This window comes from Rhodococcus mengyinensis (genome assembly GCF_048381435.1).
Taxonomy (GTDB): domain Bacteria; phylum Actinomycetota; class Actinomycetes; order Mycobacteriales; family Mycobacteriaceae; genus Rhodococcus_F; species Rhodococcus_F opacus_D.
Map to the genome: position 1 here is coordinate 147,529 of NZ_JBLWIT010000121.1, position 12,727 is coordinate 160,255.

Genomic DNA, 12,727 nt, shown 5'->3' on the forward strand with positions numbered 1-12,727 from the left:
TCAACACGATGGCGAAATCGGATGCCGCGCTCACCGCGAAGCGCGAGACCCTGACGTTTGCGGGCCAGTCCGCGCCAGAGCACACCAGGCGGCGGACGGCGATGCCGGCGAGCAACATTCGACTCGGCCTCCGACAGTAACCGAGTATCGACACGATGTGAGGACAGACCCATGGCATTCGTTATTTCTACCGAGTCCGACGTCACGGACGAGGCCCGACGTGAGCGAATCTTCTCGGGCGAGGTGTTCTGCTTCCCGCCCCGCGACTCCATCCGCGCTTTCAGTGAATTCGCCTGGGAGTTGATCGAAGCCGCCTTCGGTGCGCACAATCCGCTGACCGCGCACGACGACCTTCCAGTCGAGGAATACGTGCGCATCCTCGGGCCGCTGAAGACGGGCTTCACCCACCATCCCCATTCCAAGGAACTCCTGCGCAACGTACTCGTCGACCTCGGAGCGGACATCACCCGGACCTACTTCGACGTGCCCAAACTGCGCGCCGTCCCCCCGGCCTCCTATCTCACGGCAGGCCTCGGATACAACTACACACCGCACCGAGACACCTGGTACTCCTCACCGCAATGCCAGAATAACTGGTGGGCACCGATTCTCGGCGTGACGGACAAGAGCTGCATGGCGTTCCACCCCGAATTCTGGCAGCGACCCACCGACAATTCGAGCGCCGAGTTCGACGCCTACGAATGGAATCGCTCCTCCCGTCGCGACGCCGCGCTCTACATCAAGGAGGACCCGCGGCCGCACCCCCGGCTCAGCGGACAGGGTCCCGGCAGCGAAGTCCGGATCGTCGGTGAGGTCGGATCGATCCTGTCGTTCTCGGGCGCACAACTGCACGCAACGGTGCCGAACACGACCGGTCAGGCCCGATTCAGTTTCGATTTCCGCACGATCAGTCTCGACGATCTGATCGCGAAAGCGGGCCCCCCGAACGTCGATTCCCATTCGACCGGAACTTCTGTCCGCGACTACCTGCGCGCCGACACCTACGACCGGGTACCCGACGAGATCGTTGCGCTGTACGACCGGGGCGGCAGCACCGACGGCGTCCTCGTGTTCGACCCGTCCGTACTCGAAGTCACGTAGAACGATCATCGAGGAGCCGGTGGAATGACCGACAGCACATCATCACCTATGAGAATTCTGGTCACCGGACACCTGGGTTACCTGGGCGCCGAGATGACTCCGCTGCTCGTCCTCCTCGGACACGAGGTCGTCGGCCTCGACACCGGCTACTTCGACGGTTGCGACTTCCTCGCGCCTCCCGATCCGGTGCCGACGCTGGATCTCGACGTCCGGGACGTCACCCCGGCGGACCTCGAAGGATTCGATGCCGTCGTCCACCTCGCCGCCCTGTCGAACGATCCACTGTCCGACATCGATCCGCACCTGACGTACGACATCAACCTCGCCGCATCCGTCCGGCTCGCGAAGGCGGCCAAGGCGGCGGGCGTCGGCCGGTTCGTGTTCTCGTCCTCGTGCAGCCTGTACGGCGCGGGCAGTGATCTCGAATTGGACGAGGGGGCGGCGTTCAACCCCGTGACACCGTACGGGGAATCGAAGGTGCGAGTCGAGCAGGAATTGTCCCGGCTCGCGGACGACGACTTCTCGCCGGTGTACCTGCGGAACGCCACGGCGTACGGCTTCTCACGGCGACTGCGTGCGGACGTCGTCGTCAACAACCTACTCGGGCACGCGGTGACCACGGGCAAGGTACTGCTGCAGAGCGACGGCACGCCGTGGCGGCCTCTCGTCCATGTCCTTGACATCGCGCACGCATTCGCACAGGTGCTCGCAGCGCCGAGACAGGTCGTCCACGATCAGGCTTTCAACGTCGGACGGGTCGGCGAGAACTATCAGGTGCTCGACATCGCGCGACTCGTCGCCGATGTCGTGCCCGATTGCGTCGTCGGACATTCCGAGGGTGCCACGGCCGACATCCGCGACTACCGCGTCGACTTCTCCAAGATCGAGAGGGAGCTGCCGGGTTACCGGCCCCAGTGGACCCTGCGCCAGGGAATCGAGGAGTTGTTGGTGGCGTATTCCGACGGCGGCATGACCGCGGAGCACTTCGAAGGACCACGGTTCTTCCGGCTGAGGACCATCCAGCAGCACCTCGACCGAGGCCGACTCGACTGCGATCTGCGCTGGGTGGCAACATGATCGAGCCGAAGACGGTCCCGGATGTCGAGGAGCGAGCGGCCCTGCGCGAGCGGGACCGTATTCCCGTTGCCGGGCCGTGGGTGACCGACCTCGAGGTCCGGTACGTCGCCGAGGCCGCAGCGAACGACTGGTACACCCACGCCGGCGAATCGGTCGGCCTCTTCGAGACCGAGTTCGCCGACTACCTCGGCACCGACTTCGCAGCGGCCGTGCCGCACTGCACCTCCGCGTTGCATCTCGCGATGCTCGCCCTCGGCCTGGGACCGGGCGATGAGGTGATCGTGCCGGAATCGACGTGGGTGGCGACGGCAGCCCCCGTCACCTATGTCGGCGCGACCCCTGTCTTCGCCGATATCGACGCCGACACCTGGTGCCTGTCACCCGAATCGCTCGCGAGGTGCGTCAGCTCCCGGACCGCGGCCATCGTCACCGTCGACCTGTACGGCGGCATACCGGACATGGCGGACGTCCGGTCCGTCGCGGCCGGCATTCCGATCATCGAGGACGCAGCCCAGGCCATCGGCGGCAAGCTGGACGGGCGACTCGCCGGCACGCTGGGCGACATCGGAACCTTCAGCTTCCACGGCACGAAAACGTTGACGACCGGTGAGGGTGGAATGGTCGTAACGGATCGGAGCGACCTCGCGGAACGGATCCAGCGGTTACGGGACCACGGTCGCACACCGGCGGACCACCGGTTCTTCACCACCGAGGAGCTGGGTTTCAAATACCGGATGAGCAGTTTGCAGGCCGCGTTCGGCCGGGCCCAGCTGGCCCGCATCGACGAACTCCTGGACAAGAAGCAGCAGATCTTCGCGTGGTACGAGGAGCGTCTCGCGGACGTTCCCGGCCTGGAGCTGAATCACCGGCGGGACGGGCTCACCAACACGTTCTGGATGGTCACCGCCGTTCTCCACCCGGACTACCGGCTGCGTGCCCGCCGGATGATGGAGCTGTTCGATCTGCATTCGGTGGACACCCGCCCCTTCCTGCCGCCCCTGAGTTCACTGCCCGCGTTCGCGGGATACCACACCGCGGTGACAGCGGCGCGTCGAAACAAGACCGCCTACGACATCGCGTCGCGCTCGATCAATCTGCCTTCGGCGCTCATGCTGACCGAAGCGCAGGTCGACCGGGTGTGCGACGTACTACACACCATTCTTCGACCACGTAAGGAACTGTCATGAAGGCCGTCATTCTCGCCGGTGGACGCGGCACTCGAATCAGCGAGGAGTCGCAGAGTCGGCCCAAGCCCATGGTCGAGATCGGTGGGCGACCGATCCTCTGGCACATCATGAAGATCTACGGCGAAGCCGGCGTCACCGAATTCATCATCCTGCTCGGTTACAAGGGCTACATGATCAAGGAGTACTTCGCCAACTACTTCCTGCACATGTCCGACGTGACCATCGATCTGGCCACCGACACGACCAAGACGCTCTCGTCCAAGACCGAGCCGTGGACCGTCACACTGCTCGACACGGGCGCCTCCACCATGACCGGTGGACGCCTGCTGCGGGCCAAAGAGCACATCGGCGACGACGTCTTCTCGTTCACGTACGGCGACGGCGTCACCGACGTGGACATTCGCCGGGTCGCCGAGTTCCATCGGGAGTCCGGTTCGATCGCGACGGTCACCGCGGTGCAACCGCCCGGCCGCTACGGCGCACTCCTGATGGAGGAAGACCGGGTGCAGTTCGAGGAGAAGCCCCGCGGCAGCAGCGGCTGGGTCAACGGCGGATTCTTCGTGGCCCACCCGTCCGTCCTCGACTACATCGACGGCGACGACACCGTCTTCGAAGGTGCCCCGCTGGAGCGCCTTTCATCCGACGGTGAACTCTCCGCGTACCAGCACCCCGGTTTCTGGCGCGGTATGGACACGTTGTGGGACAAGATCTACCTCAACGAACTCTGGGACAACGACAAGGCCCCCTGGAAGATCTGGAACGACGGACTGGGCTGCGAGGGGGACGATCATGAGTACTCCCTGTAGGCATTGCGGTACTCCTCTGGAGCAGTCGTTCTGCGACCTCGGGATGTCGCCACTCGCCAACTCGTACCTCGCCGCCGATCAACTGGATCGACGAGAAGTGTTCTACCCGTTGCATGCGTACGTGTGCTCGAAGTGCCTTCTCGTCCAACTCGCCGAGTTCGAATCGGCCGAGTTCATCTTCACCGACTACCTCTACTTCTCGTCGTATTCGCAGAGCTGGCTCGATCATGCCCATGCGTATGTCCGGGACACGACGGCACGGTTCCACCTCGACAGTTCGAAGCAGGTCGTCGAGATCGCCAGCAACGACGGGTATCTGCTCCAGTACTTCGTGGAGTCCGGTATCCCGTCGCTCGGCATCGAGCCGGCCGAGAACGTGGCCGAGGTCGCCATACGACGCGGGATCGACACCCGGATAGGGTTTTTCGGAATCTCGATGGCGAGCAAACTCGTCGGGGAGGACATTCAGGCAGACCTCCTGATCGGCAACAACGTCCTGGCGCACGTTCCCGACCTGAACGACTTCGTCGCCGGAATGGCGACCGTGCTCGCGGCGGACGGCGTGATCACCATGGAATTCCCTCACTTACTCCAGCTGATCGAACACAACCAGTTCGACACGATCTACCATGAGCACTTCTCCTACTTCTCGCTGCTGACCGTCACACGCGTGTTCGCGGCCCACGGCCTGCGGCTGTTCGACGTCGAACAACTCCCCACCCACGGCGGTTCCCTGCGGATCTACGCCTGTCACGCCGAGTATCCCCGTCACATCACGTCCCGGCGACTGCGGGAGCTGGGCGAACTCGAACAGGCCGCCGGCCTCCACCTTCCGGAGGGCTACACCGCGTTCCCGGAGCGAGTGAAGCGCACCAAACGAGCGTTGCTCGAATTCCTTGTCGATGCACGCAACCGCGGACTGTCGACGGCCGCCTACGGCGCGCCGGCCAAGGGCAACACCCTGCTCAACTACTGCGGGATCCGAGACGACCTGCTCGACTACACCGTCGACCGGAGCCCCCACAAGCAGGGCAGGTTCCTGCCGGGAACCCACCTTCCCATCCACGCGCCCGACCACATCCGCGACACCCGCCCCGACTACCTGCTGATCCTCCCGTGGAACCTACGGGACGAGGTGATTCGGGACATGTCGTACATCCGCGACTGGGGTGGCAGATTCGTCGTCCCCGTCCCCGAGCTGGCCGTGCTCGACTGAGCCCAGATCCCCTACTGCGGGAACCGAATTCGTCACCCCGGACCGGACAGCGCGACACCTGCGTGTATCGTGCTGTTTCCGGCTTCGAGGGGAAACGGCAATGGCGGCAGGTACACGGGTCGGCTCGCAGTTCGGGCAATACCATCTCAGGGCGCTGCTCGGCCGAGGCGGAATGGGTGAGGTGTACGAGGCGTACGACACCACCAAGGATCGCACCGTCGCCCTCAAGATCCTCGACGTCGACCTCGCGAAAGACCCCACCTATCAGCAGCGGTTTCGTCGCGAATCGCATGCCGCGGCCCGGTTGCAGGAGCCGCACGTCATTCCGATTCACGACTGGGGCGAAATCGACGGCGTGCTCTACATCGACATGCGCCTGGTCGTGGGACAGGACCTGCGTTCGCTGCTCCGCACACGGGGCCCGATGGGTCCCGCACACGCGGTCGCGATCGTCGACCAGATCGCGGCGGCACTCGACGCCGCGCACACCGACGGTCTCATCCACCGCGACGTCAAGCCGGAGAACATTCTCGTCACGGCGGGTGAGTTCGCGTACCTCGTCGACTTCGGTATCGCACACTCGAGTTCCGACCTCCGCCTCACCACCCTCGGCAGCGCTGTCGGCTCCTACGCGTACATGGCGCCCGAGCGGTTCGACAATGCGCCGGTCTATGCGCGCGCGGACGTCTACTCGCTGGCATGTGTCCTCTACGAATGCCTCACCGGGTCCATCCCGTTCCCGTCCACCAGCATCAGCAGCGCGATCCGCGCCCACCTCACGACGCCGGTGCCCAGCCCCAGCTCGATTCGACCCGACGTGCCCGCCACGTTCGACGAGGTGATCGCCCGAGGTCTGGCCAAGGACCCCCGTGATCGGTACCCGACGGCCGGCGGCTTCGCGGCCGCCGCCCGGTCCGCGTTGACCGCTCGCGAGCGGAAGACCGAAACCGACATCGTGACCCGCCCGGAACCCTCGCCGGGCATGCGGTCCGAACCGACGCGCGTCGACGACCGCGGCCGTCCCCCCGTCTACCCGCCGACCGCGTTCCACAGCGGTCCGCCCGCGCCGCCCCCGGCGGCGCTGTACTACCCCGCGACTCCCTACGCCGCCCCGCCGCCGGCTCGACGGTCGGTGGCCGTGCCGGTGATCGTCACCGTGCTGGTGATCGCGCTGCTGGCACTCGGCGGGGTGGTCGGATGGCTCGTGCTGGATCGGAACACCCCGGACGCGTCCACTGTCGCCGCCGCCACCAGCAGTCGGGTCCGCATCCCGGCCACGGAGGACGTACCCGTCACGTCGGCGGCGCCGACGACGGTCCCACCTGCCGTGACGACACCCAGAACGACGACGGCTACCCCGCCGCCGATCGCCGGCGAGGTGTCGGGCGCCGACGGGCAGGGTTTCCTGCCCCCGTCCGATGCACGGTGCAACTACACCAACCCGGCGGTGTTCGTCGGTCGCACCACGAAGTCTCTCGTCGTGGTATGCGAGACCGGAGTGGGGCGCTATTACTACCAGGGCGTGCGCATCAGCGACGGCGCCTCCATCTCCGTCGACGACCCGATCTCGAGCGGTTCCGGCTTCGTGGCCACCGGCGACGGCGGCACCCAGTACCGGCTCACCCCGTCCGCCCTGACCATCGTCGGCGGCGACGGACGGATCCTCGCGACCGAACCGATGGTCGAGTCCGCACACCGCTGAACCGCCGACTACGACGACAACGGGACGAGCGGTCGGAATCGGTGAGAGTATAGGGCTGTGAGCGCACAGGCAGAGCATGAGGAGAGACGTCGCCCGACCCCGGAAACTCCCTTGGGCTACCTCGAGCAGCTACCCGCCCTCGTCCTGCTCGAACGCCTTCCGGTTCCCGTCCTTGCGGTCGAGAGCGACGGCACCGTCGTCCACGCGAACAGCGCTTTCGAGGAGATGCTGGGTCATCCCGTCGCGTCACTGCGCGGACACCCGGTGTCCGAACTGCTCGACCTGGACGACGCACCGACGGGTGCCGGCGCGGTCGAGCACCTCCGCGAGTCCGCCACCACACCCGTCGACCTCGCACATCAGGACGGATCCCGAGTACGCGCACTCGTCAGCCGGCCCATCCTCCGCCGGCAGGACGATCCGGTGACCCTCGTCTGCTTCCACGACGTCACCGAACAACTGTGGAACGGCGGCCGGGCGCCCGGCTTCTGACCCCGCCCCACAGACGCACGGACATTTGCCGGATTCACACGCAATTGCCTGGGATCCCGGCGAAACCGTCTGCAAACAGCGCGGGAGGGATCGAGTGCGGGTTAGGTTGACTGCATGGCGACCGGCAAGAGCAAGGCTCCCGCTGTCGAATTGGAGGTCGGCGACCGGACCGTGCGGATCTCGCACCCGGAACGCGTCTACTTCCCCGCCACCGGTGCCACGAAGCTCGACCTCGCGAATTACTACCTGAGCGTCGGCGACGGGATCGTCCGCGCCCTGCGCGAACGTCCCTGCATGATGCACCGCTTTCCGGACGGCCTGAGCGGCGAGAAGGTGCACCAGAAACGGTTGCCGCACGGTGCACCGGATTGGGTCCAGACGGTGCGGGTGACGTTTCCGCGGTACAACCGTCACGCCGACGAACTGTGCGTGACGCACCCGGCGGACGTGATCTGGGCGGTGCAGATGTCCACGGTCGAGTTCCATCCGTGGAACTCGCGCCGCGCGGACGTCGAACGCCCCGACGAGTGGCGGATCGATCTCGATCCGATGCCCGAGTGCGGTTTCGATACGGTGCGGCGCGTGGCCGGGGTGGTGCACGAGGTGCTCGACGAACTGGGTGCGACGGGCTGGCCGAAGACGTCCGGCGGAAGCGGCATGCACGTCTACGTCCGGATCCGGCCCGACTGGAGTTTCGGCGATGTCCGGCGGGCCGCGCTGGCCTTCGCCCGCGAGGCGGAGCGCCGGGCCCCGCAGGACGTCACCACCACCTGGTGGCGGAAGGACCGGGATCCGCGCAAGCTGTTCGTCGACTACAACCAGAACGCCCGCGATCACACCATCGCCAGCGCGTACTCGGTGCGGGGTGTGCCCGACGCGACCGTGTCCACACCGGTGACGTGGGACGAGATCGACGACGTGGACCCCCATGAGTTCACGATCGCCACCGTCCCCGACCGCTTCGCGAAACTCGGTGACCTGCATGCCGGAATCGACGACGCCGTGTTCTCGCTCGAACCGCTGCTCGAGTGGGCCGACCGCGACGAGGCCGAAGGCAAATCGGATCCCGGCGGCGCGGAGGACTGATCGCGGGCAACTGACCGAGGGCGTCCCCACAACGCGACACACGCCCCGACCGTGCGGCCGAGGCGCGTGTCTCGCATGCCGAACTCTTCCCTACCGTGGCGGCGGGGGCGGTGGCGGCGGAGGCGGTGGTGGGTTGGGATTGCAGAGTTGGCAGCCGTCGACCGGCGGCTTGGGAACCGGTGCGTGACAATCGTTCTGACATGGTCTGGCGCCGGCGATTTCGGCCGTCCCCACCAGTGAGATCGAGAGGGCTGCGAGGGCCGCCCCGATGGCAGCCACGATTCTGGCGGAAGTTCTGGAAGTCGACATGTGGGTTCCTCCTGTGAGCTGAAGAACGGTGTGCACCGTCCATAGAGCTTCGGCGAAACACATGACGGCGGCCAGGCACCCTGGGGGTGGAAATCGCGCCACCCGCTATCCCATCCGGCTGATCACGTCCAGCACGTCGCGGAGCGCCGACACGGAATGCGCGGGGAGGAATGCATCGCAGAGAGGCAGCGCGGCCGCCATCGATCCGGCGAGTGGCCGGAAGTCGGGATCACCGGCGCGGGGGTTGAGCCACACCAGTCGATGGGCGCGGCGCCGGACCCGGGTGAGGGCCTGCGCCAGGCGAGTCGGGTCGTCGCTGTCCCAGCCGTCGGACGCGATGACCACGACTGCGCCGCGCAGCGCGTTGCCGTGCGGGGACGCCAGCAGTTCGCTCACGCTGCCCGCGATGTGGGTGCCACCGAATCTGTCGACCACCTTGTCGTTCGCCTTACGGACCGCGGTCTCGGCGCTGCGGTGGGCGAGCACGGGCGTGAGCCTCGTCAGCGACGTGGAGAACGCGAACACCTCCGGCCTGCCCGCGGTCTGTCGTTGCACCGCCGCCCGCATCAGATGGAGATAGATCGCGGCGTACGGCTGCATCGACCGGCTCACGTCGCACAGCATCACGATGCGCCGCGGACGGCTCCGCGGACGGCTGCGCGCGAGGACCACCGGCTCCCAGCCCGTGGCCCTCGACCGGTTCATGGTGGCGCGCAGGTCGATACGCCGGCCGCGGCGATGCACTTCGCGACGTCGGGTGCGGCGGGACGGCCACGCGGCGGTGGCCTGCTCCAGCCAGGACCCGAGGAGCCGGAGGTCGCCGGCGTCGAATCGGGCGAAGGGTTCGTCGGCGCGGGCCACGAGCCTGCTGGGCAGGGTGTCCGGTACGGCGGTGAGCGCGTCGTGAATGTCGTCCTCGTCGCTGTCGTCGCCGCCGGTCATCATCGGTCGTGTCATCCACGGCACGCCCTCGACGTCCTGCGCCTCACCGGGCCGGTCGCGGCCGTCTCGGACACCGGCGAGGGCGGTCTCTCGTCCCGCAGCGCCGCGTCGCGCGTGCGGATCCAGGGACAGCACGGCGTCCTCGAAAACCGCGGAGAACACCGCGTCGAACGACGCGAGGTCGTCGACGCGGTTGACCAGCGTCAGACGTGCCGACCAGTACAGCCGCGACCGCGAAGCCGGCGGCGACAGATGAAGTGCCTGCACGAACACCGCGGGGCCACTCGCCGAGACGACGACACCACGTGAGCGCAACCGGGCGACGAGTGCCACCGCGAACGCCGCGAGATCGACGCCCCGCAGGACGCCCGACGCGCTCATCGCCTGCGGCGGCCCACCACGAGGACGACCACGATCCCGGCGAGGATGGCAGCGAAGATCGGGGCGTACCGTTTCCACGCACCCGCACCGGACAGCGCCAGCAGGTCCAGCGGCGCCGGTTCGGCGGCAGGCCGGGCCACGGAAAGGTTCGTGGTGCCGGCCGCCTCGGGCGCGGCCGTGGGCTGGTCGGCGGGTCCCCCGGCGAGCTTCGCTTCCAGCGACTCCGCGAACTGCCCCATGAGTTTCTCCGACACCTGCTGGATCATTCCGCTACCGAACTGCGCGAGTTTGCCGACGATCTTCATGTCGGTGTCCACGGTGACGCGGGTGCGGTCGCCGACCTCGTGCAACTGGGCGATGATCGTCGCGGACGCGTTGCCGGACCCGCGCGAGTCCCTCCCGCGGGCATCGATCACGGCGCGATGCTCCTTCGGGTCACGCTCGACGAAGGCGGCCTTGCCTTTGAACTCGCTGGTCACCGGGCCCACCTTGACCTTCACCTTCCCCAGGTAATCGTCACCCTCCCGCCCTGTCATCTGAGCTCCGGGGAGCAGGGGAGCAACCTCCTCGAGGTCGCTGAGCACCTCCCAGGCCTGCTCGATCGGGGCGCTGACGGTGAACTCGTTGGCGATCTTCATGGCAGTTGCCTCTCATCCGGTGGCCAGGCCGTGCGCGTAGTCGGTGAATGCGTCCTGAACTATTGTGCGGTCGTCCGGGGTCTTCGCGAGGGCACTCAGGCTCTGGATCGCGTCGTCGCGCACCAGATCGGCCACTCCCAGCGCCGCGAGTGCGGACACCCAGTCGATCGTCTCGGCGATTCCGGGCGGCTTGTCGAGATCGAGTTCGCGGGCCCGGCCGACGAAGCGGGTGGCGTGCTCGATGAGGGGCGACGCCGCCACGGGCACCGTGCGGCGCACGATGGCGGCCGCCCGCGCCGGCTCCGGATAGTCGATCCAGTGGTAGAGGCATCGTCTGCGCAGCGCGTCGTGGAGGTCGCGACTCCGGTTGGACGTCAGCACGACGACGGGATGCTGTTCGGCCGTGAACGTTCCCAGTTCCGGAACGGTGACCGATGCCTCCCCCAGGAACTCGAGGAGGAGTGCCTCGAACTCGTCGTCGGCTCGGTCTATTTCGTCGATCAGCAGTACAGGCGGGGTCGGTCCTCGGTATCTCACACAATGGAGGATCGGACGTTCCAGCAGGAACTCCTCGGTGAACAGGTCGTCCTCGGTCAGGCCGTCGCCCCGCGATTCGGCCAGTCGGATGGTGAGCAACTGCCGCTGGTAGTTCCAGTCGTAGAGGGCTTCGTTCGCGGTGAGGCCCTCGTAGCACTGCAACCGGATCAGCGGGGCGCCGAGGACGGTCGCGAGAGCCTTCGCCGCGGTGGTCTTGCCGACTCCGGGTTCGCCTTCGAGCAGGAGCGGGCGGCGCAGGGCCGCCGCGAGATACAGAGCCGACGCGGTTCCGAAGTCCAGGAGATAGTCCTCGGCATCGAAGCGCCGGACCACGTCGGCCACGTCCTCGAATGCCGCCGTCATACCGCTCCCGTCTCCTGCGCGAACGATGCCCGGCAACCCGGCCCGCAGAACCAGAAATCGTCGCCGCCGCGCCGTAGGTGGGCGGTGTCCCGTCCCACGACGACGCGCATCCCGCACACCGGATCGACCGCCTCGGTCACCGCCGCTCGCGGAGTCGAATCATCCTCGGGCGCGCGAAGTCCCGCGGTCCGCAGTTCCTGCACCAACTCGGCCGCGATCGACACCGCGATCTCCGCCGACGTCCGCGCCCCGATGTCGAGACCGACGGGGGTGTGTACCCGCGACCGTTCGGACTCGGTGAGACCCAGGGTGTCGAGGATGGCCCCACCGCGTAGTCGGCTGGCGACGAGCCCGACATACCCGACCCCGGCGTCGAGCGCCGCACGGATGACCTCCGCTTCGGGTCCGCCGTGACCGGCGAGCACCACCGCCGTGGTGCCGGAGAACTGCTCGACACCGGCGTCGTCGTGCTCGACGGTGAATCCCAGCAGTTCCGCTATGCCCCCCAACGCCTGCGCGATCGGCGTGGTGCCGAAGATCCGCACCAACGGCGGTGGCAGTTGCGGCTCCAGGAAGATCTCCATGGCGCCGCCGGACAGGCACGGATTCACCACGACGGACGCGCCCGGAGTCTCGGGGAACTGCACCGCCCCGTCGGGAAGGACCCGCAGCAACACGCTCTCGTTGGTTGCCAGCGCGCCCAGGGCGGCCATGCGTACCGAATTCTGCGCGCACTGACCGCCGACGAACCCCTCGATCGTCCCGTCCTGCAGGAGGATCGCCTCGTCGCCGGTGTGGCTGGACGTGGGCGGCTGCGCCCGCACCACGGTCGCATGGACGAACGGCCTGCGGTCGCGCGCCAGTTGCGCCGCACGCTCTTTCAGATCCAT

At 67.1% G+C, this 12,727-nt stretch carries 12 protein-coding genes; 8 read left to right on the forward strand and 4 right to left on the reverse strand.

Features of this window, described 5'->3' with window-relative positions; genetic code table 11:
- Positions 1 to 171: 171 nt before the first annotated feature.
- The 8 genes from ACNJ7E_RS27650 (at position 172) to ligD (ending at position 8,667) form a co-directional block, all read left to right on the forward strand.
- Positions 172 to 1,101: a hypothetical protein gene (locus ACNJ7E_RS27650; protein ID WP_283330917.1), complete on the forward strand. Its 930-nt coding sequence runs from the start codon at positions 172 to 174 to the stop codon at positions 1,099 to 1,101.
- 24 nt (positions 1,102 to 1,125) lie between these two features.
- Positions 1,126 to 2,178 carry an NAD-dependent epimerase/dehydratase family protein gene (locus ACNJ7E_RS27655; RefSeq protein WP_418341469.1) on the forward strand — a complete coding sequence of 351 codons (1,053 nt, stop codon included), beginning with the start codon at positions 1,126 to 1,128 and terminating at the stop codon, positions 2,176 to 2,178.
- Positions 2,175 to 3,365 carry a DegT/DnrJ/EryC1/StrS family aminotransferase gene (locus ACNJ7E_RS27660; RefSeq protein ID WP_418341470.1) on the forward strand — a complete coding sequence of 397 codons (1,191 nt, stop codon included), beginning with the start codon at positions 2,175 to 2,177 and terminating at the stop codon, positions 3,363 to 3,365. The genes ACNJ7E_RS27655 and ACNJ7E_RS27660 overlap by 4 nt, the downstream gene beginning before the upstream one ends.
- Positions 3,362 to 4,171 carry a glucose-1-phosphate cytidylyltransferase gene (gene rfbF, locus ACNJ7E_RS27665; RefSeq protein ID WP_283330915.1) on the forward strand — a complete coding sequence of 270 codons (810 nt, stop codon included), beginning with the start codon at positions 3,362 to 3,364 and terminating at the stop codon, positions 4,169 to 4,171. The genes ACNJ7E_RS27660 and rfbF overlap by 4 nt, the downstream gene beginning before the upstream one ends.
- Positions 4,155 to 5,387 carry a methyltransferase domain-containing protein gene (locus ACNJ7E_RS27670; RefSeq protein WP_418341471.1) on the forward strand — a complete coding sequence of 411 codons (1,233 nt, stop codon included), beginning with the start codon at positions 4,155 to 4,157 and terminating at the stop codon, positions 5,385 to 5,387. The genes rfbF and ACNJ7E_RS27670 overlap by 17 nt, the downstream gene beginning before the upstream one ends.
- Positions 5,388 to 5,487: 100 nt before the next feature.
- Positions 5,488 to 7,089, forward strand: a complete 1,602-nt coding sequence (locus ACNJ7E_RS27675; protein WP_418341472.1) for a serine/threonine-protein kinase — start codon at positions 5,488 to 5,490, stop codon at positions 7,087 to 7,089.
- A 57-nt stretch (positions 7,090 to 7,146) separates the two neighbouring features.
- Positions 7,147 to 7,581, forward strand: coding sequence for a PAS domain-containing protein (locus ACNJ7E_RS27680; RefSeq protein ID WP_418341473.1), 435 nt, complete (start codon positions 7,147 to 7,149; stop codon positions 7,579 to 7,581).
- Positions 7,582 to 7,695: 114 nt separating this feature from the next.
- Positions 7,696 to 8,667 (forward strand): non-homologous end-joining DNA ligase, encoded by a 972-nt coding sequence (gene ligD / locus ACNJ7E_RS27685; protein ID WP_418341474.1) that lies wholly within the window; start codon positions 7,696 to 7,698, stop codon positions 8,665 to 8,667.
- Positions 8,668 to 9,081: 414 nt separating this feature from the next.
- On the opposite strand, the gene ACNJ7E_RS27690 is transcribed toward ligD, so the two are convergent.
- Genes ACNJ7E_RS27690 through ACNJ7E_RS27705 form a run of 4 tightly spaced genes read right to left on the reverse strand, consistent with a single transcriptional unit; the run spans position 9,082 to position 12,727 of the window.
- A complete protein-coding gene (locus ACNJ7E_RS27690; RefSeq protein WP_418341475.1) occupies positions 9,082 to 10,299 on the reverse strand; it encodes a vWA domain-containing protein in 1,218 nt (405 codons plus the stop codon).
- Positions 10,296 to 10,937, reverse strand: coding sequence for an SRPBCC family protein (locus ACNJ7E_RS27695; RefSeq protein WP_280780671.1), 642 nt, complete (start codon positions 10,935 to 10,937; stop codon positions 10,296 to 10,298). The genes ACNJ7E_RS27690 and ACNJ7E_RS27695 overlap by 4 nt, the downstream gene beginning before the upstream one ends.
- Before the next feature lie 12 nt (positions 10,938 to 10,949).
- Positions 10,950 to 11,837, reverse strand: a complete 888-nt coding sequence (locus ACNJ7E_RS27700; protein ID WP_255968770.1) for an AAA family ATPase — start codon at positions 11,835 to 11,837, stop codon at positions 10,950 to 10,952.
- Complete coding sequence (locus tag ACNJ7E_RS27705; RefSeq protein WP_418341476.1) at positions 11,834 to 12,727, reverse strand: XdhC family protein; 894 nt, start codon at positions 12,725 to 12,727, stop codon at positions 11,834 to 11,836. Before ACNJ7E_RS27705 ends, ACNJ7E_RS27700 begins: the two co-directional genes overlap by 4 nt.